Origin of the sequence: Mesorhizobium sp. B1-1-8 (genome assembly GCF_006442795.2) — a bacterium.
Taxonomy (GTDB): Bacteria; Pseudomonadota; Alphaproteobacteria; order Rhizobiales; family Rhizobiaceae; genus Mesorhizobium.
In genome coordinates this window covers 5142752-5161887 of sequence record NZ_CP083956.1, presented here as the reverse complement: position 1 = coordinate 5161887, position 19136 = coordinate 5142752, and the positions used below count along the sequence as shown (strand labels likewise).

Below are 19136 nucleotides of genomic sequence, written 5' to 3'. Positions count from 1 at the left end.
GCAGGCCGAAAGCGGTCTTATGTCTGCTGCAACGATTGGAAGCTCAGAGGAACCTGCAATGACCGATAATGTCGATCGCGTTCGCGACCACTACCGCGCGACAGGCCTGACCGAACGGCTGAAGGCAGCACTTGCTGTTTTCGGACCGGAGGAGCAGCGGCTTATGCCTGAGCAACTGGCGGCGCTCGATCAGTTCCACACCCGCGGGCTCGCCGCGACCGCCGAGCTCGCCAGGCTAGCCGGCATCACCGCCGACATGTCGGTTCTGGATGTCGGATCAGGTGTAGGCGGACCGGCGCGCTTTCTCGCCGCGACCTGCGGTTGCCAGGTGACCGGCGTCGATCTCAGCGAGCCGTTCGTCGAGGCCGCGCGCTATCTGACCGAGCGCACCGGACTGAGTGGGCAGGTGTCGTTCGAAAGCGGCAGCGCGCTGGCGCTGCCCTTCGACGACGGTGAATTCGACGCAGTCTTGCTGCAGCATGTTGCGATGAACATCCACGACAGAACGCAGCTCTATCGTGAGATCAGACGCGTGCTGAAGCCGGGCGGCAGGTTTGCAACCTTCGACGTTGTGCTGAACAGCGGCGACCCGCATTATCCCGTTCCCTGGGCGCCGACGCCCGCGGAAAGCTTTCTGCTCACCGCCAGTGCGACGCGCGAGGCGATCGAGCCCGCCGGCTTCAATGCGCTGGTATGGCAGGACGACACCGCGCCCGCCAAGACCTGGTTTGCGCAACTGCGGGCGTCCGGTCCGCCCCCTTCGCCCAATCTCGGCGTCGTCATGGGACCGGGCATGATGGATCTTGCCGCCAACCTCGGACGCAATCTCATGGAAGGCCGGCTTGGCATCCTGACCGCAGTCTTCGAGGCTGTTCCAGGCAAGAGCTGAGGAACCCGCCATGTCGCCGGCGACCATCATCTGCGCTGTTGCGAACGGAGTGCGCCCATGAATACCAAAGAAATCATTGGCCTTAGCGTCCTGCTGGGGCTCGTAGCATTCGGCCGGGTAGCACAACTCTACATTTGGCCGCGTCTCCAGGTGATGGACAGGGAGGATGCGCTCAACGCATTGATCGCCCCTCACATGATCAGATACGCAGGTCTGAGCTTTTTGATGCCAGGCATTGTTTCCCCCCAGCTACCCCCTGCCTTCGCGCTTCCAGCGGCGTACGGTGACTTAACCGCCTCACTTCTCGCCATCGTGGCTACGTTCGCCCTCTCTGCGCGCGCATCCTGGGCGATCACCGCGGTTTGGTTGTTCAACATCGAGGGAAGTATCGACCTGCTGTTTGCCTATTACCAAGGTGTGGTGGGCATCGGCTTAGAGCCGGGCGTTCTCGGTGCTGCGTTCTACATCCCGACGGTGTACGTGCCCCTGTTGCTCGTTTCGCATTTCCTGGTGTTCCGACTGCTGTTGAAACCTGCCCCCCGTGTGCGGCCGCATTCGACCTGAACGTGCGACTTCCAGCACGGTTCGTTGCTGCCGAAGCGGGCGGTCACAGGAAAGGACGATCGGTGGCCGGCAGGGAACATTCCATAGAACGTTGCCAGGGCTGCACGACCAACGAGCGTCGGCGTGGTCGAGCGCGGCTTCCCACCGGGTATCTCTTTGAGGGGCCCTTGGGTCTCCAAGCTAGAGAGGTTTAAGTCATGTCGTCCTTGAACAACCGTCTGTCATCGGTCTCGCCATGGGCCAGTTTCGGCGTGTGCAGCCTCGCCATGTTTCTCGTGATGTTGGACACGACAATTCTGTTCGTCGCATTTCAAAACATCCGCGATTCGTTCGCAGGGACATCAGTGACCGAGCTTTCGTGGGTGCTCAATGCCTACACTATCGTATATGGCGCACTACTTGTTCCAGCAGGTCGATTGGCCGATCTCTACGGACGCAAATGGCTATTTGTGATTGCCGTTGTGATCTTCACATTTGCATCGGCGCTCTATGGTTTCGCCGGAAACTCCACTACGCTTATCGGCTTCCGCGTATTGCAGGCGGTAGGCGCCGCGCTTTTGACGCCGGCGTCGCTTGCGCTCGTCCTTGACGCCTTTCCTCCTCAAAAGCGCGCCATTGCGGTTAGTCTCTGGGGCGCCGTGGGCGCGCTCGCAGCAGCCGTCGGTCCGGCACTTGGGTCGTTTGTCGTCGCCTCGTTGGGTTGGCGCTGGGTGTTTTTTATCAACGTGCCCGTTGGGCTGGTGGCCCTGGGTCTCGGGGTGAATAGACTGAAAGAATCTCGTAGTCCGGAAGCCGGCGCACTGCCGGATGTCCCGGGCATTCTCATGTTGATCTTCGGTGTGGGATGCGTGGCGCTCGGTGTGGTCAACTCGTCAGAGTGGACATGGACCGCTCCCGCGACTTGCTACGCAATCGCCATTGGCTTGCTGGTCCTTGCCGGGTTTGTCGCGTGGGCCGCAAGGGTAAAATCTCCCGCTCTCGATCTGACGCTGTTTAGGGATGCCAACTTTCGATTTGCGAACACAGCGACGTTCGTATTCTCTCTAACGTTCACTGCAATGTTCTTCGGGTTTTTCTTTTTCCTGACGCGGGTCTGGGGCTATTCGCTACCGGTCGCAGGAATGGCAGTGACACCTGGTCCGTTGATGGTCATTCCCGTCGCGGTTCTGGCCGGCCGCCGAGCGGCACGCTTGGGTCACCGTGCGCTACTGGTGGGTGGAGGAATTATCTTTGCCCTTGGAGGGGCCTGGTATCTGCTCAGGCTCGGGCCAACGCCGAACTATCTGTCTGGTTGGCTCCCGGGACTACTACTGGGTGGCATCGGGGTTGGCCTGATTCTACCGTCGGTGACGGCGGCCGCGGTATTTGGCTTGCCTGCCCAGCGCTTCGGAGTTGGAAGTGCGGTAAACCTTTCGATCCGCCAAATGGGCTCGGTGTTCGGCGTCGCGCTCGTGATTGCGCTGCTCGGAAACGCCTCCGGCCCGGCAGCGATTTCGAATTTCCATATCCATTTCGCGATTCTAATGATCGGTGGACTTTTGACCGCGCTGTTCTCGGTGCCAATCAATACCAAGCCTGCTCTCCAGAACGCTCCAGCGCACCTCAACGAGGCAGCGGTTACCGAGCATGGTGTCTGAATCACATGACGGATTCCTTGGAAAGAGCACGCTTGCGCGCTTTCAGGCTAGAGCAATTCCAGGAAAAGTGTGACACGGTTTTCCGTCCGGAATTGCGTAAAAACAAAGGGATAGAGTGTTTCGCCGTTTCCGTGAAACGGTGAAACGCTCTAGCGTTGGAGCGACCCACAAGGAATCCGTGGCAATGACGTTCGATGATTTCCGCGATCGGCGCAGGTGGAAACATGCAGCCGCAACATGCAATTAGTCACGCGCATTCTCGATATCTACCGCGGCGCCGCGAACCCGCAACAGCTCTCCGCCTAATAAACCGGCGTCGCCATGTGCCGGGGCGTCGGCCACTTTTGCGTGTTATCGGGCTGCACCGGCCGCTCGAGATAGGTCGACAGCACCACATAGCTGCGCGTCGAGACGACGCCCGGCGTCTCGTAGAGGCGTGACAGAAGGCCTTCCAGCGCCCGCGTGTCCTCGGTGCGCACCTTGAGCAGCATGCAGCTGTCGCCGGCCACCGAATGGATCTCCTCGACCTCCGGACATTCGGAAATCGCCATCAGCTCCGGCGTCTTGCCCCAGCCCCTGGTGTCGACATGCACGAAGGCGAGCAGCGGCTTCTTCACCGCCCTCGGGTCGATGATCGCCGCGGTGGCGCGGATGGCGCCGCTGCGCTTGAGCCGCTTGACCCGCTCATGCGCCGCCGGCGGCGACAGGCCGACGCGGTCGCCGAGCTTGGCGTAGCTGATGGTGGCGTCGTCGACGAGCGCGCCTAATATTTTTCGGTCGATCGCGTCGATTTCGCGGGCCGGCTGCCTGTTCCGCTGAATGTCATCTGTTTCTGCGTCCATCTGGAAATTCCCCGTTGGTGCGGAATTTAGTTCGGGTATTATGGCGATATGTCGAACGGTGATCAATCAGCAATTCTGACGGCCACATCCCGCGCGCCGATCCCGGCGGCCGCATATCTGCTCACCGGCTGCATCGCGGTCATCGGTTCGAACTCGCTTGTTCTTGGCCCGATTGCGCCAGCCGTCGCGGCATCTTTCGGGGCAAGCGTGCCGGCTGTGATGACGGCTGCCGCCGCCTTCGGCCTCGGCACCTCGGCCAGCGCGCTCTTCCTTGCCCGTTACATCGACAGGCTCGGCGCGCGGCGCATGCTGCAAGGCGCGTTGATGCTGCTTGCCCTGGCGCTGGTCGCCAGCGCCCTGGCGCCGGCGGTGACCGCGCTGATCGCCGCCCAGCTTGTCGCCGGCATCGCCGCGGGCATCGCCATGCCGGCGATCTATGCCAGCTCGGCGGCGATTGCGCCGCCCGGCCGCGAAAGCGGCACGATCGGCGTCGTGCTTACCGGCTGGACGCTTTCGATGGTCGCCGGCGTCTCGCTGTCGGCTGTGCTTGCCGATCTCATCCACTGGCGCGCCGTCTTCGCTGCTGTCGCGCTTTTGGCCGCGACCGGGGTTGCCGGCCTGGCGATGAGTTCGCTGCCCGACGAGAAGAAAAGCGGTCCGGCGCCTTCGCCGCTCGGCGCGCTGGCCGTGCCGGGCATCCTGCCGCTTCTCGTCGCCTGCGGCGCCTTCATGACCGCCTTCTACGGCGTCTACGGTTATCTCGGCGATCATCTCCACGAAGGGCTCGGTGAGCCGGTCAGCGTCAATGGGCTGGCGGCGGTGGCCTACGGTCTTGGCTTCGGCGCGGCGGCACTGCTCGACGGTGTCATCGACCGCCTCGGCGCGCGCCGTGTGATGCCCTTCGCCTATTTGCTCGTCGCTGCCGTCTATGTCGCGATGGCGGCTGGCAGCGGCGGCTTTGCCCTGCTTCTGGCGACGGTGGCTGTCTGGGGCCTGGCCAACCATTTCGGGCTCAACGTCCTGGTCATGCGGCTGACCGCGCTCGATCCTTCGCGGCGCGGCACCATCATGGGCCTGAACAGCGCGGTGACCTATCTCGCCGTCACTGTCGGCACCGCCGGCTTCGGCCCGCTCTATACGGGTCTCGGCTTTGCCAACTGTGCCTTGATCGCCGCTCTGCTGATGCTGGTCGCGGCATCCGCTGCCGCATGGCGCTCGCCAGCCCAGCCGTAACGCTTGCACCTCCGTTCGGTCCTTCGCTACAGCTCGGCTTCCGAACCGAATCCGGATGCGCGATGAAGACGACGCTCGAGATCACTGCCGAGCCCCTGCCGCGGGACCTCGCCTTTCTAGGCGAGCGCCTCACCGCCTTCAATGACGGCGACGTCGGCGCCTCGGACAGGAAGCCGCTTGTCGTCTTCGTTCGCGACAATGCCGGCGAGATCGTCGCCGGCATTTCCGGCTACACCGCCTGGGGCTGGCTCTATGTGCAGTGGCTATGGGTCGACGAAAGCTTTCGCGGCAGGCGCATCGCCGCCGGCATGCTCGACGCAGCCGAACGCGAAGCGCTGGCACGCGGCTGCCATGGCGCCTGGATCGACACCTTCAGCCCGACCGCCGCCAGAGTTTATGAGCGTCAGGGCTATCGGCCGTTCGGCACGCTGCCCGACTTCCCGCCCGGCCGCCACCGCATCTTCCTGCAGAAGCGCCTGGCTTAGAGCAATTCCAGGAAAAGTGTGACACGGTTTTCGGTCCGGAATTGCGTAAAAACAAAGGATAGAGTGTTTCGCCTTTTCCGTGAAACGGTGAAACATTCTAGGCCTGATCAGCCGGCCAGCCGGCCGCCGCGCATCGGCTGCGGCACGCCGGTCGTGCTCGGAAAGCTGATCGGCAGGCCGCGCAGCACGCGCACCGCCAGGAAGGCAAAGCACTCGGCCTCCACCGCGTCACCCTTCCAGCCGAGCGTCTCGGCCTGCACCACCTCGACACCGGCGCGGCTGGCAAGCATTATCATCATCGTCGGGTTGCGGCGGCCGCCGCCGCTCACCGCCAGCCGCTTCGGCCGGCGCGGCAACAGGTCGAGCGCCTTGCCGACGGCGGAGACAGTGAAGGCCGTCAGCAACGCCGCGCCATCCTCCACATCGAGCCCGTCGGCCATCGCTGCGGTGAAGTCGAAACGGTCGAGCGACTTCGGATAGGGCTTTGTCAGATACGGATGCTGCAGCAGTCGCGCCAGCCTGTCCTCATCGACGGTGCCGGCGGCCGCGAGCCTGCCGTCCCGGTCCATCTCGCCGCGCCCCTTCGCCTTGATGAAGTCGTTGAGCGGCGCGTTGGCCGGCCCGGTGTCGAAGGCGACGATATTGTCCTTGCCGTCCCACCATGTGATGTTGCCGACTCCGCCGAGATTGAGCACGGCGGTGTCGCCGCTGGCATCGGCTTCCTTCAGCAGCGCTGCATGATAGGCGGCGGCTAAAGGCGCGCCTTGCCCGCCGGCGGCCACATCTGCCGAGCGGAAGTCATATGCCACCTTTGTGCCGAGGATTGCACCCATCAACTCGCCGTCGCCGAGCTGGCGCGTGCGGCCGATCCGGCCCGGCTGCGGGGCGCGGTGCAGCACGGTCTGGCCGTGGAAACCGACCACGCCGATATCGGCCATCGTCTTGCCCTGGCTCTCGACAAGGTCCTTGACCGCCGCCGACTGCGCGCGGGTCAGCGCCTCTTCGGCCTCGCGAAAGACCGCCGGCTCCGGCCCCTCGAAATTCCAGACCCTTGCCTGGCGCAGCGTCTCTTCCAGCAAGGCGCGGATCGATTGCGGGTAGGGGGCCAGCGTATAGCTGCCGAAATCGGCGATGCGTTCGCCGTCGGTCTTGATCAGCGCGACGTCGATGTTGCCGTCGAGCACGGTGCCGGTCATCAGGCCGACGGCCCAGATTGGTTCCATGGTCGTATCCTTAGACGCTGCCGCCAATGCGATTCCCACTGAAATCACGTGTCGGACGGATTGGCCCGGCAGGCAAGGCCTTCGCCTGTTTCGATTTGGGTTGAGCCTGAGGGCAACTGCCGGCGCTTTTTGCGTCGAACGGCGAAATCGCAGCAACGCCGTTCTTGCCTCTCGACGAATAAGGCGCGACCTTGCGGCAGACGGTATCGGCGTCGATACGCAAATTCGCAAGGAGGAACGATATGGCAGCCGACGTCGCAGTGATCGCAGGCGCGGGACAGGGCCTGAGCGCCTCATTGGCGCGGCTCCTCACCAGGGAAGGTTTTCGCGTTATTCTTGCCGCCCGTAATGTCGACAAGCTGGCAGCGCTGATCGGCGAGACCGGCGCGCAAGCCGTGGAAACCGATGTCTCGGACGCCGCCTCCGTCGCCCGGCTGTTCGAAGCGGCGGACAAGCTCGGGCCGCTTGAGATTGCCGTCTTCAATGCCAGCGGCCGCACGCGCGGCCCGATCGCCGAGCTCGATCCGGAGGCTGTCAAGCAGGCCTTGCTGGTCGGCGCCTATGGCGGCTTCCTGGTCGGCCAGCAGGCGGCGCGCCGGTTGCTGGCGCGCGGCTCCGGCTCGATCCTGTTCACCGGCGCCACGGCAAGCCTCAAGGGCTTCTCCGGCTCGGCGGGTTTTGCCATGCCGAAATTCGGTCTGCGCGGACTGGCGCAGTCGATGGCGCGCGAACTCAACCCGAAGAACATCCACGTCGCGCATTTTATCATCGACGGCCAGATCGAGCCGTCCGGACAGGCTGCCGAGCCCGACCGGCCGGATCGCCGCCTGTCGCCGGACGCCATCGCCGAGACCTATCTCGCGGTCCATCGCCAGCATCGCAGCGCCTGGAGTTTCGAGGTCGAGCTCAGGCCCTGGGTCGAGACGTTCTGAAGCAGCCGCCCGCTCCCTCCGTCTACTTCGTTTGAACGCAATTTGCCGGCCGGCGCGGGATCTGAGCGCCGGCTTTCCTCCGTTGGCGTCGAGATTGGATCGTGCATTGCTTGGTTCGCGGTGCATCGCATGTAACCGTGAGCCAGGTGCAATGCGCGGCAGAGGAGCCTGTCCATGCCCAGAATAATCCCGGTGCTCGATCTCGACCGTCTCGAACAGGGCGAGGCGGAGCGCCGAACGTTCCTCTTCGATTTGCGCACCGCCGCCCGCGATGTCGGCTTTTTCTACCTCACCGGGCACGGCATAACGCAGTCGGATATGGAGGCTGTGCTTGGCGCCGCGCGCTGGTTCTTCGCCCTGCCGGAGGCCGAGAAGCTGGCAATCGAGATGATCAAATCCCCGCAGTTCCGCGGCTATACGCGCGCCGGTGGCGAGTTGACCAGGGGCAAGGCCGACTGGCGCGAGCAGCTCGACATCGGCGTCGAGCGTGCGACGATCCCACAAGGGCCGGGCATCCCAGCCTGGACGCGGCTGCAAGGGCCGAACCAATGGCCCGCGGCGCTTCCCGAATTGAGGCCGGCGCTGCTGGCCTGGCAGGCCAGGGCGACCGAGGTGGCAATCCGCCTGCTCAAGGCCTTTGCGCTGTCGCTCGACCAGCAGGAAGACGCCTTCGATCCGATCTATCGCGGCGAGCCCAACCACCGCATGAAGATCGTGCGTTATCCCGGCCGCGACGCCGCCGGCGACGACCAGGGCGTCGGCGCGCATAAGGATGGCGGTTTCCTGACGCTTCTGCTGCAGGACGAGAACAAGGGGCTGCAGATGGAGTACGACGGCAGCTGGGTGGATGTGGATCCGATCCCGCAAACGCTGGTGGTCAATATCGGCGAATTGCTCGAACTCGCCTCGAACGGCTACCTGCGGGCAACCGTGCACCGCGTCGTCACGCCGCCGGCCGGCATCGAGCGGATTTCCGTTCCGTTCTTCTTCAGCGCCCGGCTCGACGCGATGATCCCATTGCTCGACCTGCCGGAGGAACTGGCGGCGGAAGCGCGCGGGCCGGCAAGCGACCCGGACAATCCGCTGTTTCGCAACGTCGGCGTCAATGTGTTGAAGAGCCGCCTGCGCTCGCACCCGGACGTGGCGCGGCGGCACTACGCCGATCTCCTGGAAGGGGCACCTGCAGCCGGCTGAGAGTTCACCGCTCCGCGCGAGATTTTTCCGCAATTGGAGCATTTTTTGGAATTCTGTTCGTCGCAAACGCGCCGGTCAGTGCCCAAATAACGCATATCGTCCGGTGTTTTCCTCCCATTGCGCCGGGCGATGTTCCCCTCTGAAGGTTCTGACCTTCATTTTGGCCGGGCCGCTTTACCAGCGCCCGGCCTTTTTCTTGCGAGCGTGCGGCTGCGCATGCCAGCTAAAGCATGTCTCCCGAAAGTGTGCAGCGGTTTCGGGATAAGACATGCTTAAATCAAAGATCTAAAGCATGTCGCGTGAATCCTTTTCACGCGAAATGCTTTAGACAAGCCTCTGCCCGCCATCGATGTGCATCGTCTCGCCGGTCGTGAATTCGCTCTCCATCAGATAGAGATAGGCTGGGGCGACATCGGCGGGCGTCGCGATCCGTTTTGCCGGCAGGCGGGCGGCCATCTCGGCAAAGAAGCCGGATTTGGCCTCTCCGACAATGTCGTCCCACATTTGCGTGTCGACCCAGCCGGGCGACACGATGTTCACCCGCGTCGGCGCCAGCTCCAGCGCCAGCGCGCGGGCGAAATAGCTGAACGAGCCGGCGATCGCCGAGACGACCGAGCCTCCGGGTATCGGCGGCCGGTCCTTGTTGATGCCGGAGGTGAAGGTCATGGACCCTCCAGTCTTCAGCGTCCGCACCGCGTGTTTGGCAAGCATGACGGCGCCGATAAACTTGCTGTCGACGAAGCTGCGGACGAACTGCATGTCCGTCTCCCCGACCGGATAGTTGGGCGGCGGCGTCCCTGCTGTCGCCACCAGATGATCGAACGCGCCCGCATCGTCGAACAGGCGGAAAACGTCAGCCTCGTTGGTCATGTCGGCGGCAATGCTCTTGACCAGGCCGGCGCCGGCGAGCGCCTTCTCGGCCGCCGTCAGTTTCTCGGCCGAGCGGCCGACGATCACCACCTCGGCGCCGCTTTCGAGCGCGGCCGCCGCGACGCCGAGACCGATGCCGGAGCTGCCTCCGACGACGATTATTTTCTTGCCCTTGAGCGTAGCCATGGGTTTCTCCGTCATTCAGAAAATGAGTGTTGGGTTACGAGCGTTTGCGTCACGAACGGACGGCGTGGGCTGCCTCGAGATCGGCGACGACGATCTTGCTCATCTTGTACATCGCCCGCGGCGCCCGTTCCGCCTTCTGGCGGTCGGGGTCGTTCATGAGGCGCAGCGCCGCTTCCGGGATGACCTGCCAGTAGACGCCGAATTTGTCCTTCAGCCAGCCGCAAGGTTTTTCCGAACCGCCGTCCGCGGTCAGCGCGTTCCAGTAATAGTCGTTCTCGGCCTGGTCCCTGGTCTCGATATAGAGCGAGATCCTTTCATTGAAGGGCGGCATCGAGCCGGCGTTGAGCGCGGTGAAGCGCTGCCCTTCGAGCTCGAAGTCGAAGATCGCGTGCGGAACCGTCGTGCCGCCGATGAAGTCGGTGAACTCGATCGCTTCCAGCGCCCGACCATTCCTGAACACCGACAGATAGAAGTCGCGCGCCGCTTCGGCATTGAGGTTGAATCAAAGGAAGGGGTGAACGGTAGCCATGTTGTCCTCGTGAGCTTTGATCACAAATCCTGTGAGGATTTTTGGCTGGAAAAGGCTCGACGGACAAACCAAAATTTGGCAAGTATTTGTTACCAGAACTCACAAATGTTGGCTGATACGATGGCTCGCAGACTGCCGCCGCTGAATGCATTGCCGGCCTTCGAGGCCGCCGCCCGACACCTGAACTTCTCCAGGGCCGCGGACGAGCTCAACGTCACGCATGGGGCCGTCAGCCGGGCAGTAAAACATCTCGAGGACCAGCTCGGCGTGCAGCTCTTCGAGCGCGCGACGCGCTCGGTGCGCCTCACTGCTGTCGGCGAACCTTATGCGCGGGCGGTGCGCGAGGCGCTCGACCGGCTCTCGGCCGCCACGCAGGCGGCGACTTCGCGCCATTCGGGCTCGACATTGAACGTCAGCACTTCCGATGGCTTTGCCGGAAATGGCTGGTGCCGCACCTCTATCGCTTTCACCGCGCGCATGGCGATATCGACGTCAGGGTTTCGACCACCGGCAGGCTGACCAACTTTCTTGGCGACGGCATCGACGTCGCCATCCGCTATGGCGGCGGCAACTATCCGGGGATGACCTCGGAATTCCTCACCAGCGAGGAGGTCTTTCCGGTTTGCAGCCCAAGGCTGCTGGACGGTGCGCGTGCGCTGCGCAAGCCAGAGGATCTCAGGCATCACACCTTGATCCGTGACAGCTTTCCGATCGACTGGGCGACCTGGCTCGCGAGTGCAGGGGTCGAGGGCGTCGACCCGCATGGCGGGCTTACATTCGACTCCTACACCTTCGCGGTCGAGTCGGCGGTGCAAGGCGAAGGCGTGGTGCTTGGCCGAACCATGCTGGTTGCGGCCGACCTTGCGGCCGGCAGGCTTGTCCGGCCTTTCGGTCACGCGCTGAAATCCGTTTCCAGCTTCTATCTCGTCTACCCGCCGGAGGCGATCCGCCAGCGCAAGGTAAAGGCCTTTCGCGATTGGCTCTTTGCGGAAATGACACCGCTCCGGGACTGACGCCGAAGCGATGTGGCGCGCGAAAACTTTGCTTCGTCGGGACCTACACCAACGCGCCGCAAACGGCTATCTATCATCGCGCATCATGGTTCGGGGTCATGAGGGGCGGGCGGCTTGCAGCTGGATTTGAAAACAATCGAGGCGCTCGCCCCCGACCAGGCATCGCTTGGCGCGGCCGCCAAGCTGACCAAGCGGTCGAACTGGCCCCGCCTTGAGACGCACGAGCAGCTGGGCCTCATCTGGGGCGAATGCCAGGGCTCCGGGTCGAACCCTTACCGGGTCATGTTCGATACCGCCGACCATGGTTACAAATGCACCTGTCCGTCGCGAAAATTCCCGTGCAAGCACATCCTGGCGCTGATGTGGATCGGCGTCACGGCGCCCACCACCTTCGATCGCGTCGATCAGACGCCCGATTGGGTGAACGACTGGATTGGCCGCCGCCGCAAACCGGGGCAGCAGCCGGCCCAGCCGGGCACCGAAGGCAAGAGCATCGACGACGCCTTGCAGCCACAGGAGAGCCCCGCTCCGGTCGAGGATGCCGCGGCCGCCGAACGCCGCGAGGCGGCCCAGCGCAAGCGGGCCGAGGATACGCGAAGCGCAGTATCGGCGGCGCTCGATGAACTCGACCAATGGATAGCCGATCAGCTGCGGCTGGGTCTGTCCGGCTTTGTCGACGCCAGCAGCGAGCGCTGCCGCCGCATTGCAGCCAGGCTTGTCGACCTCAAGGCGGCCGCGCTTGCCGGCCGCATCGACGAACTGCCATCGCGGCTACTGGCACTACGGAATGAAGAGCGGCCGGATGCGGCAATCCGCGAGCTTGGCAAGCTGGTGCTGCTCGCCAAGGCCTGGCGGGCCGCGCCTGACGATCCCGAACTGAAGCGCCTCGTCTCGACATCGGAGACGCGCGAGCAGGTCCTTGCCCATCCCGACGCCATCCAGGTCGAGAGCGATTGGGAGGTTCTGGGAGAGAAGATCGAGACCCGCCGTGACGGCCTCGTCAGCCACGCGACCTGGCTGCTCGACCTGAAAAGCCCCACGCCGCACTTTGCCCTCCTGCTCGACTTCTTCCCGGCGTCGGCCGGACGGCGGTCCAACGCCTTCGCTCCCGGAGACCGCTTCAAGGCGAGGCTGGTGTTTTATCCGTCCCGCAGCCCTCTGCGGGCGCTGGTCGCGGAACGCTTTGGTGACGTGGCATCCGGCGCCTGGCCTGAAGCTGGTGTGAACACAGCCGCCGATCCGCTCGCCGCCTATGCTGCCTTCCAGGACGGTGCGCCTTGGCTGTCCGATTGTCCGCTCGTGTTGCCGCCGGGGACAATCCAGCTGGACGAAAGAGATGCCGCCTGGTGGCAGGGGGCCAATGGTCCGCAAGGCATCGCCTTACCGGTGGCAGGCACGGTCAACCAGACCGTGCTCGGTCTCGACCTCACGGCCACGGCCGCACTCTGGAACGGCGCCAGGCTGGAACTGCTGGCCTCGCAGAGCAGCATCGGGAGGCTCGATCTGTCATGAACGAGCTCGAGCAGGCAGGACTGGCGCGGCTGCGCGACGGCTGGATCTCGGGCGGCGCGGTTTTCGAACTCGCTCCCGCGGAGTGGAAGACGGTCGCGGCAGCCGCGACCCCGGACGAGCAGGAGCGGCGGCTATTGGCCATCGCCGCGCAGGCGCTCGATGTTGCGCTGCGACCGGCAGCACCCAGGACGCTGAAGCGCCGTCCGCCGCTGCCTGTGCTTGCGCTGCCGCTGCTCCCCGATCGGCTGCGGCCGCTGCTGCGGGCCGCGCTGAAGCATGCAGCCGATGCGAGGCGCAAGGCGCAGGTAGTCAAGCTGGTGGCAAGCCGCGGCTTTGTCGCCCATCCAATGGACTGGATGCCCGCCACATCCGACCAGACCGCCCCCGATGTCTATGCGCCCTGGATCGACTGGCAGGCGAATTCTGAAGGGCAACGGCACGGATCGCTCGACAAGCTGACGGTGGAAAACTGGACCGATTTCTATCCGGCAGCCCGTCGCGTCGCGCTGGCCTCGATGCGCTGGAGCGAACCGGCGGCGGCCAGGCTGCTGATCGAATTAAAGGCGCCGGCCGAATCCGCCGATGTCAGGCTGTCCCTCGTCGAACTTATCCGCATCGGTCTCGGTCCGGCCGATGCGTCGTTTCTGAAAAGTCTTGCCACCGACCGATCCGGCAAGGTCCGCGAACTGGCGGGCCGGATGCTGGCGATGCTGGGCGAAAAGGGCGACGGCGGGCCGGACCTTCCCGTGAACGAACTTGCCGGCTTCATCGAGGAGGGCAAGGCCGGCTTCATCCGCCGTCGGATCACATACAATCCGGCAAAGACGAAGTCGCATGCGCAGGAGCAGCGCCGCGCCGAACTGTTCGAGCTCTGCAACCTGGTCGACCTCGCGGCCCGCTTCGGCGTGAGCGAGTCCGATTTCATAACCGGCTGGCAGTTCGGCACCGACAACAATGCCGACATCCTTCTTTCGCGCATGGTTGCCGCCTCCGGCAGCGATGCCGTGGTCGCGCATATGGCCGACATGCTCATGGCTGCCGGCGGCAAGCCGGCGTTGTTCGTGCTGCATCTGATGCCCCGCCTGGACGGCCGCAGGCAACGTGTCCTCATTCGTCAGATCATCAAGGATGCGCAGTTTCCTGCAGCGCTTCATCTGGCGCATGACATCGACGCCGGCTGGCTGGACTGGGATGACGTTTCGAACGGACGGTTTCTTGCCGTCTTTCGCTCGGGGATCTCCGCCAATGACGATCCCACGCGACGGGCTGTGGAAGACATCGCCGAGACGATAGGTTGCCTGGCAACGGCGCCGGCGGCTGCAAAATTCATCGACGAGACCGTCGCCGCCGGCCTACCACCTGCTTCCCCATCGCTCGCCCTGCTGCGGCTCAACGCAGCGCTGGCCGAAAACCAATCCGTCCAATGATCAAGCTGGAGACGATCGCATGAACGCAGCCATCCGCCTTCCGGTCGAAGAGGTCTATACGTCCGAACTGCAGGCGCTGGCGCGCGGCGACGACCGCCAGAGGCCCGCCGGCTGGAGCCTCTCGCCCAAGGCCGTGCTGACCTATCTGATGGGCGGCAAGGCCGCCGACGGCACGCTTATTTCACCAAAATATGTCGGCCGCCGGCAATTGATGGAAACCGCGGTCGCCACCTTGGCCACCGACCGGGCGCTGCTTCTGCTCGGCGTCCCGGGAACGGCGAAATCCTGGGTGTCGGAACATCTCGCCGGCGCCATCATGGGCAACTCGACGCTGATCGTCCAATGCACCGCCGGCACCGACGAGAACCAGATCCGCTATGGCTGGAACTATGCCCAGCTCCTGGCGAAAGGCCCGAGCCAGGAAGCACTGGTGCCGACGCCGCTCTACCGGGCCATGCAGGACGGCAAGCTCTGCCGCCTGGAGGAACTGACGCGCATGGGCTCCGACGTTCAGGATACGCTGATCACCGTGCTGTCGGAAAAGATGATGCCGGTGCCTGAACTGAACACCTCGATCTACGCCCGGCGCGGCTTCAACATCATCGCCACGGCGAACAATCGCGACAAGGGCGTCAACGAGCTCTCCTCGGCGCTGAAGCGGCGCTTCAATGTCGTGGTCCTTCCTCTGCCGGAGGACATGAACGAAGAGGTCTCGATCGTCTCCCGGCGCGTCGGCGAGATGGCCGGCGGCCTGGACCTGCCGGTGCCGAAGAACGTCGGCGAGGAGATCGCCCGCGTGCTCACCATCTTCCGCGAATTGCGCTCCGGCGCCACCGCCGACGGCAAGGTGACGCTGAAGACGCCGTCGGGCTCGCTCTCCACCGCCGAGGCGATCGCCACGATGGTCAGCGGCCTCAGCCAGGCGGCGTGGTTCGACGGCGGCAAGCTCCACGCAGAAGGCCTGGCGCCGAGCCTCGTCGGCGCCATCGTCAAGGATCCTGTCCAGGACAAGGTGGTGCTGGAGGAATATCTGGAAACGGTGCTGAAGAAGCGTCCGGACTATGCCGGCTATTACGCGGCGCTGAACGCGGCCATCTGAACCGTGGCGCAGGGCGGCATCAGCTATTTCGGCATACGCCATCATGGGCCGGGCTCCGCCGAGAGCCTGGTCAAGGCGCTGCAGGAATTGCAGCCGGTCGCCGTGCTGATCGAGGGGCCGGCCGACGCGTCCGCGCTTTTGCCGCTGCTTGCCAGTCCCGACATGAAGCCGCCGGTGGCGCTGCTCTGCTACCCCGAAGACGAGCCGGCCGCGACGAGCTTCTGGCCCTTCGCCGAATTCTCGCCTGAGTATCAGGCAGCTCTGTGGGCCGTCGCCAACAAGGCGGCGCTGCGCTTCATCGACCTGCCATCGGCGGCGCGTCTGGCCGAGGCTTCGCCTGAAAGTCCGACGGAGGCCGATGCCACTGAGGCAGAGGCCGCTCAAGGGCAGGTCGAAGAGGTCTCGCGGATCCATGATCCGATCGGCACCTTGGCGCGCGCAGCCGGCTATGAAGATGGCGAAAGCTGGTGGTCGGACATCATCGAGCAGAACCCGGCACCCGGCCCGATCTTCGCGGCCATCGCCGACGCCATGACGACGCTGCGCGACGGCGAGACCGCGATCGGCAGGTTCGAGGCGATGCGCGAGGCGCATATGCGGTTGGAGATCGCCGCCGCGCGAAAGGAGTTCGACGGACCGATGGCGGTCGTCTGCGGGGCATGGCATGTGCCGGCCCTGCAGGCACCGCATACGCAGAAGAACGACCAGGCGCAGCTCAAGGGCATCGGCCGGCGAAAGACCGTGATGACCTTCGCGCCATGGACAGGGCCGCGCCTGGCGTCGGGCTATGGTTATGGCGCCGGCGTTGTCGCGCCCGGCTGGTGCAAACATCTGTGGCGGACGCGCGGACACGATGAGGCCTCGGTCCTGTGGCTGGCGAAAATTGCCACGGTGCTCAGGGCCAAAGGCCATATGATATCGACCGCCTCGCTGATCGAGGCGGAGCGTCTGGCGCGGGCGCTCGCGGCCATTCGCGAACGGCCGAAGCCGGGCTTCGAGGAACTGCGCGACGCTTCGATCTCCGCCCTGTTCAACGGCGAGGCGCTGCTGTGGAAGATGGTCGAGGCCGAATTGCTGCTGGGCGCCGATGTCGGCGAGATTCCGCCTGACACGCCGCTGGCGCCGCTGATCGAGGACCTGCAGCGCAACCAGAAGGCGGCCCGGCTGAAACCCGAGGCTTTGGAGCGCGAGCTTTCCGTCGACCTGCGCAGCGAGAGCGGACTGTTCCGATCGACGTTGCTGCATCGCCTCAACGTGCTCGGCGTAAGCTGGGGCAGGCTGACCGACACCGGACGCAGCCGCGGCACTTTCCGCGAGCGCTGGATGCTGGCCTGGCAGCCGGAATATGCCGTCCGCCTGGTCGAGAACCTGATCTACGGGCCGACCATCGAGAAGGCCGCCAATGGCCGGCTGATCCAGGCGATCGGCGCCGGCGCGACGCTCGACACCCTCGCCACGCTGGTCCAGAGCGCCATCACCGCGGCGTTGAACCAAGCATCGGCGGCCGGTCTCGTCGCCCTGGAAGAGCGCGCGGCGCATAGCAGCGAATGCCTGGAGATCCTGGCCTCGGTGCCGCCGCTCGCAGACATCATCCGCTATGGCGAGGCGCGCAAGACCGAGACGGAGCGGCTCGGCGGTCTGCTGGAGCGGCTGATCGTCGAGTCCTCGATCGCGCTGCCTTACGCGGCGCGCGATCTCGATGCGCAAGCCGCCGCGGCGCTGATGGGCGCGATGCGCAAGGCTGATGAGGCGATCAGGCTGGCGGAGCCGGGCCAGGACGTTCTGGACGCCTGGCGCAACGGTTTGGCGGCAGTGCTGGACTCCTCGCGCTCGACAGCACTTGTCGCCGGCTGCGCCGCGCATCTGCTCTACGAGGCCGACCGGTTGTCCGCTGAAGCCGCGGCTGACCTTTTGGCAAAGCGCCTGTCGCCCGGAACGCCGGTTGCCGATGCGTCCGCCTTCTTCGAAGGCTTCTTCAGCGCCGCCGGCCAACGCCTGATCTATGACGAGGGTCTGCGCGGCGCGGTCGATGCCTGGCTGGTATCCCTCGACGAAGAGGCTTTCGTGGCGCATCTGCCTTTGCTGCGTCGCGTCTTTTCCAACCTCGACAGCATGGAGCGCAAGCGCCTGATCGAAGCCGTGCTCGGCCGAAGGGCAAGTCTGCCTTCCGGGCTGACGCCGGCGCCGGACGGCGGCGAAGCCTGGCGCCGGCATTTCGGGCTTCTCGGAAAGCTTCTTTCAGGGGACCCTGGCCATGAATGAGGACGCCGCCGGGCCCGATCACGACCCGATCGAAGGAGCGCGCGAGCGCCGTTGGCGGCTGGCGATCGGCGCGGACGATGAGTCTTCTTCCGCGCTATCGGCGGACGACCGGCGGCTTTCGGCGGCGCTCGATGCGCTCTATGGCGACGGCAGCGGCGACACGGCCGCCGACCAGCGCAAGCGGCGCGGCGGGTTAGGCCGCTCGGCGCCGCGCGTTGCGCAGTGGATGGCCGATATTCGCTCGTTCTTCCCCGAGCAGGTGGTTCAAATCGTGCAGAAGGACGCCTTCGAGCGGCTGAACTTGAAGCAGATGCTGATGGAGCCGGAATTCCTCAAGGCGATCGAGGCCGACGTCAATCTCGTCGCCGATCTGGTCTCGCTGCGCTCGGCAATGCCGGACAAGACTAGGGACATCGCCCGCTCGATCATCACCGACATCGTCGCCAAGCTGATGCAGCGTCTAGAACAGAAGACCGCCGAGGCGATACGCGGCGCGCTCGACCGCTCGCGGCGCACCAACCGGCCGCGGCAACGCGACATCGACTGGCCGCGCACCATCACCGCGAACCTTCGCCACTATCAGCCGGAGCACAAAACCGTCGTGCCGGAAAAGCTGGTCGGTTTCGCGCGCCGCCAGCGCCGGCTGGTCGACCTCGATGAAGTGACGCTCTGCGTCGACCAGTCCGGCTCAATGGCGAGTTCGGTCGTCTATGCCTCGATCTTCGCTGCTGTCATGGCCTCGCTGCCGGTCGTGCGCACCAGGCTCGTCTGCTTCGACACCGCGATCGTCGATTTGACAGACGAGCTCAGCGATCCGGTGGAGGTGCTGTTCGGCGTGCAGCTCGGCGGCGGCACCGACATCAATCAGGCCGTCGCCTATTGCGCCGAGCGCATCGAACGGCCGACCAAGGCGCATTTCGTGCTGATCACCGACCTTTATGAAGGCGGCAATGGCAAGGAACTGCTGCAACGGCTGGCCGCGCTTGTCCGTTCAGGCGTCAATGTGATCGTGCTGTTGGCGCTGACAGACCAGGGTCGGCCGGGCTATGATCCTTCCATGGCCGGTTCGGTTGCGGCATTGGGCATTCCGGTCTTTGCCTGCACGCCGGATCTTTTTCCCGACATGATGGCCGCCGCTCTGCGCCGCGAGGACATCGGCGCCTGGGCGGCCGGCGCCGACATCAAGCTCATCCGTGCCGATACGGAAGGGCCGAAAACGGATGCGTAAGGCGTTCGTCT

Annotated in this window: 18 protein-coding genes; 14 read left to right on the top strand and 4 right to left on the bottom strand. The window is 64.7% G+C overall.

Features of this window, described 5'->3' with window-relative positions:
• Positions 1-58 precede the first annotated feature (58 nt).
• The 3 genes from FJ974_RS25340 (at position 59) to FJ974_RS25330 (ending at position 3090) form a co-directional block, all read left to right on the top strand.
• Positions 59-889 (top strand): class I SAM-dependent methyltransferase, encoded by an 831-nt coding sequence (locus tag FJ974_RS25340; RefSeq protein WP_140533134.1) that lies wholly within the window; start codon positions 59-61, stop codon positions 887-889.
• Positions 890-946: 57 nt separating this feature from the next.
• A complete protein-coding gene (locus FJ974_RS25335) occupies positions 947-1453 on the top strand; it encodes a hypothetical protein (RefSeq protein WP_140533135.1) in 507 nt (168 codons plus the stop codon).
• Between the two features lie 197 nt (positions 1454-1650).
• Positions 1651-3090, top strand: coding sequence for a DHA2 family efflux MFS transporter permease subunit (locus tag FJ974_RS25330; RefSeq protein ID WP_140533136.1), 1440 nt, complete (start codon positions 1651-1653; stop codon positions 3088-3090).
• A 302-nt stretch (positions 3091-3392) separates the two neighbouring features.
• On the opposite strand, the gene FJ974_RS25325 is transcribed toward FJ974_RS25330, so the two are convergent.
• Positions 3393-3932 (bottom strand): Lrp/AsnC family transcriptional regulator, encoded by a 540-nt coding sequence (locus FJ974_RS25325; RefSeq protein WP_140533137.1) that lies wholly within the window; start codon positions 3930-3932, stop codon positions 3393-3395.
• A 48-nt stretch (positions 3933-3980) separates the two neighbouring features.
• Between FJ974_RS25325 and FJ974_RS25320 the strand changes: the two genes are divergently transcribed.
• Together FJ974_RS25320 and FJ974_RS25315 are read left to right on the top strand one after the other, a co-directional pair.
• The gene (locus FJ974_RS25320) at positions 3981-5165 is read left to right on the top strand and encodes an MFS transporter (RefSeq protein WP_140533138.1); all 1185 of its coding nucleotides are present in this window, start codon (positions 3981-3983) and stop codon (positions 5163-5165) included.
• A 62-nt stretch (positions 5166-5227) separates the two neighbouring features.
• Complete coding sequence (locus tag FJ974_RS25315) at positions 5228-5650, top strand: GNAT family N-acetyltransferase (RefSeq protein ID WP_140533139.1); 423 nt, start codon at positions 5228-5230, stop codon at positions 5648-5650.
• A gap of 107 nt (positions 5651-5757) precedes the next feature.
• Here FJ974_RS25315 and FJ974_RS25310 read toward each other — a convergent pair whose 3' ends face one another.
• The gene (locus FJ974_RS25310; RefSeq protein WP_140533140.1) at positions 5758-6873 is read right to left on the bottom strand and encodes an anhydro-N-acetylmuramic acid kinase; all 1116 of its coding nucleotides are present in this window, start codon (positions 6871-6873) and stop codon (positions 5758-5760) included.
• A 242-nt stretch (positions 6874-7115) separates the two neighbouring features.
• Between FJ974_RS25310 and FJ974_RS25305 the strand changes: the two genes are divergently transcribed.
• Positions 7116-7805 carry an SDR family NAD(P)-dependent oxidoreductase gene (locus FJ974_RS25305; protein WP_140533141.1) on the top strand — a complete coding sequence of 230 codons (690 nt, stop codon included), beginning with the start codon at positions 7116-7118 and terminating at the stop codon, positions 7803-7805.
• 174 nt (positions 7806-7979) lie between these two features.
• Positions 7980-8999: an isopenicillin N synthase family dioxygenase gene (locus FJ974_RS25300; RefSeq protein WP_140533142.1), complete on the top strand. Its 1020-nt coding sequence runs from the start codon at positions 7980-7982 to the stop codon at positions 8997-8999.
• Positions 9000-9323: 324 nt separating this feature from the next.
• Here the strand turns inward: FJ974_RS25300 and FJ974_RS25295 are convergent, their stop codons facing one another.
• A complete protein-coding gene (locus FJ974_RS25295) occupies positions 9324-10055 on the bottom strand; it encodes an SDR family oxidoreductase (RefSeq protein ID WP_210240700.1) in 732 nt (243 codons plus the stop codon).
• 49 nt (positions 10056-10104) lie between these two features.
• On the bottom strand, positions 10105-10515 hold the full coding sequence (locus FJ974_RS25290; RefSeq protein WP_264296793.1) for a VOC family protein: 411 nt from the start codon (positions 10513-10515) through the stop codon (positions 10105-10107).
• A gap of 189 nt (positions 10516-10704) precedes the next feature.
• Between FJ974_RS25290 and FJ974_RS30325 the strand changes: the two genes are divergently transcribed.
• The 7 genes from FJ974_RS30325 to FJ974_RS25260 all read left to right on the top strand — a co-directional run bounded on the left by FJ974_RS30325 (position 10705) and on the right by FJ974_RS25260 (position 19125).
• The gene (locus tag FJ974_RS30325; protein WP_319023046.1) at positions 10705-11103 is read left to right on the top strand and encodes a LysR family transcriptional regulator; all 399 of its coding nucleotides are present in this window, start codon (positions 10705-10707) and stop codon (positions 11101-11103) included.
• On the top strand, positions 11031-11597 hold the full coding sequence (locus tag FJ974_RS30320; RefSeq protein WP_319023045.1) for a LysR substrate-binding domain-containing protein: 567 nt from the start codon (positions 11031-11033) through the stop codon (positions 11595-11597). The genes FJ974_RS30325 and FJ974_RS30320 overlap by 73 nt, the downstream gene beginning before the upstream one ends.
• A 114-nt stretch (positions 11598-11711) precedes the next feature.
• Positions 11712-13109 (top strand): SWIM zinc finger family protein, encoded by a 1398-nt coding sequence (locus FJ974_RS25280; protein ID WP_140533144.1) that lies wholly within the window; start codon positions 11712-11714, stop codon positions 13107-13109.
• Positions 13106-14536, top strand: coding sequence for a DUF5691 domain-containing protein (locus tag FJ974_RS25275; RefSeq protein WP_140533145.1), 1431 nt, complete (start codon positions 13106-13108; stop codon positions 14534-14536). The genes FJ974_RS25280 and FJ974_RS25275 overlap by 4 nt, the downstream gene beginning before the upstream one ends.
• Before the next feature lie 19 nt (positions 14537-14555).
• A complete protein-coding gene (locus tag FJ974_RS25270) occupies positions 14556-15635 on the top strand; it encodes an ATP-binding protein (protein ID WP_140533146.1) in 1080 nt (359 codons plus the stop codon).
• Between the two features lie 3 nt (positions 15636-15638).
• On the top strand, positions 15639-17897 hold the full coding sequence (locus tag FJ974_RS25265) for a DUF5682 family protein (protein WP_140533147.1): 2259 nt from the start codon (positions 15639-15641) through the stop codon (positions 17895-17897).
• Positions 17890-19125, top strand: coding sequence for a VWA domain-containing protein (locus tag FJ974_RS25260; protein WP_140533148.1), 1236 nt, complete (start codon positions 17890-17892; stop codon positions 19123-19125). The genes FJ974_RS25265 and FJ974_RS25260 overlap by 8 nt, the downstream gene beginning before the upstream one ends.
• The last annotated feature ends 11 nt before the right edge of the window (positions 19126-19136 follow it).

Bases quoted from the DNA above. Each gene is read 5' to 3' on its own strand.
- FJ974_RS25340 (WP_140533134.1), top strand. From the start codon at position 59: ATGACCGATAATGTCGATCGCGTTCGCGACCACTACCGCGCGACAGGC.
- FJ974_RS25335 (WP_140533135.1), top strand. From the start codon at position 947: ATGAATACCAAAGAAATCATTGGCCTTAGCGTCCTGCTGGGGCTCGTA.
- FJ974_RS25330 (WP_140533136.1), top strand. From the start codon at position 1,651: ATGTCGTCCTTGAACAACCGTCTGTCATCGGTCTCGCCATGGGCCAGT.
- FJ974_RS25325 (WP_140533137.1), bottom strand. From the start codon at position 3,932: ATGGACGCAGAAACAGATGACATTCAGCGGAACAGGCAGCCGGCCCGC.
- FJ974_RS25320 (WP_140533138.1), top strand. From the start codon at position 3,981: ATGTCGAACGGTGATCAATCAGCAATTCTGACGGCCACATCCCGCGCG.
- FJ974_RS25315 (WP_140533139.1), top strand. From the start codon at position 5,228: ATGAAGACGACGCTCGAGATCACTGCCGAGCCCCTGCCGCGGGACCTC.
- FJ974_RS25310 (WP_140533140.1), bottom strand. From the start codon at position 6,873: ATGGAACCAATCTGGGCCGTCGGCCTGATGACCGGCACCGTGCTCGAC.
- FJ974_RS25305 (WP_140533141.1), top strand. From the start codon at position 7,116: ATGGCAGCCGACGTCGCAGTGATCGCAGGCGCGGGACAGGGCCTGAGC.
- FJ974_RS25300 (WP_140533142.1), top strand. From the start codon at position 7,980: ATGCCCAGAATAATCCCGGTGCTCGATCTCGACCGTCTCGAACAGGGC.
- FJ974_RS25295 (WP_210240700.1), bottom strand. From the start codon at position 10,055: ATGGCTACGCTCAAGGGCAAGAAAATAATCGTCGTCGGAGGCAGCTCC.
- FJ974_RS30325 (WP_319023046.1), top strand. From the start codon at position 10,705: ATGGCTCGCAGACTGCCGCCGCTGAATGCATTGCCGGCCTTCGAGGCC.
- FJ974_RS25275 (WP_140533145.1), top strand. From the start codon at position 13,106: ATGAACGAGCTCGAGCAGGCAGGACTGGCGCGGCTGCGCGACGGCTGG.
- FJ974_RS25270 (WP_140533146.1), top strand. From the start codon at position 14,556: ATGAACGCAGCCATCCGCCTTCCGGTCGAAGAGGTCTATACGTCCGAA.
- FJ974_RS25260 (WP_140533148.1), top strand. From the start codon at position 17,890: ATGAATGAGGACGCCGCCGGGCCCGATCACGACCCGATCGAAGGAGCG.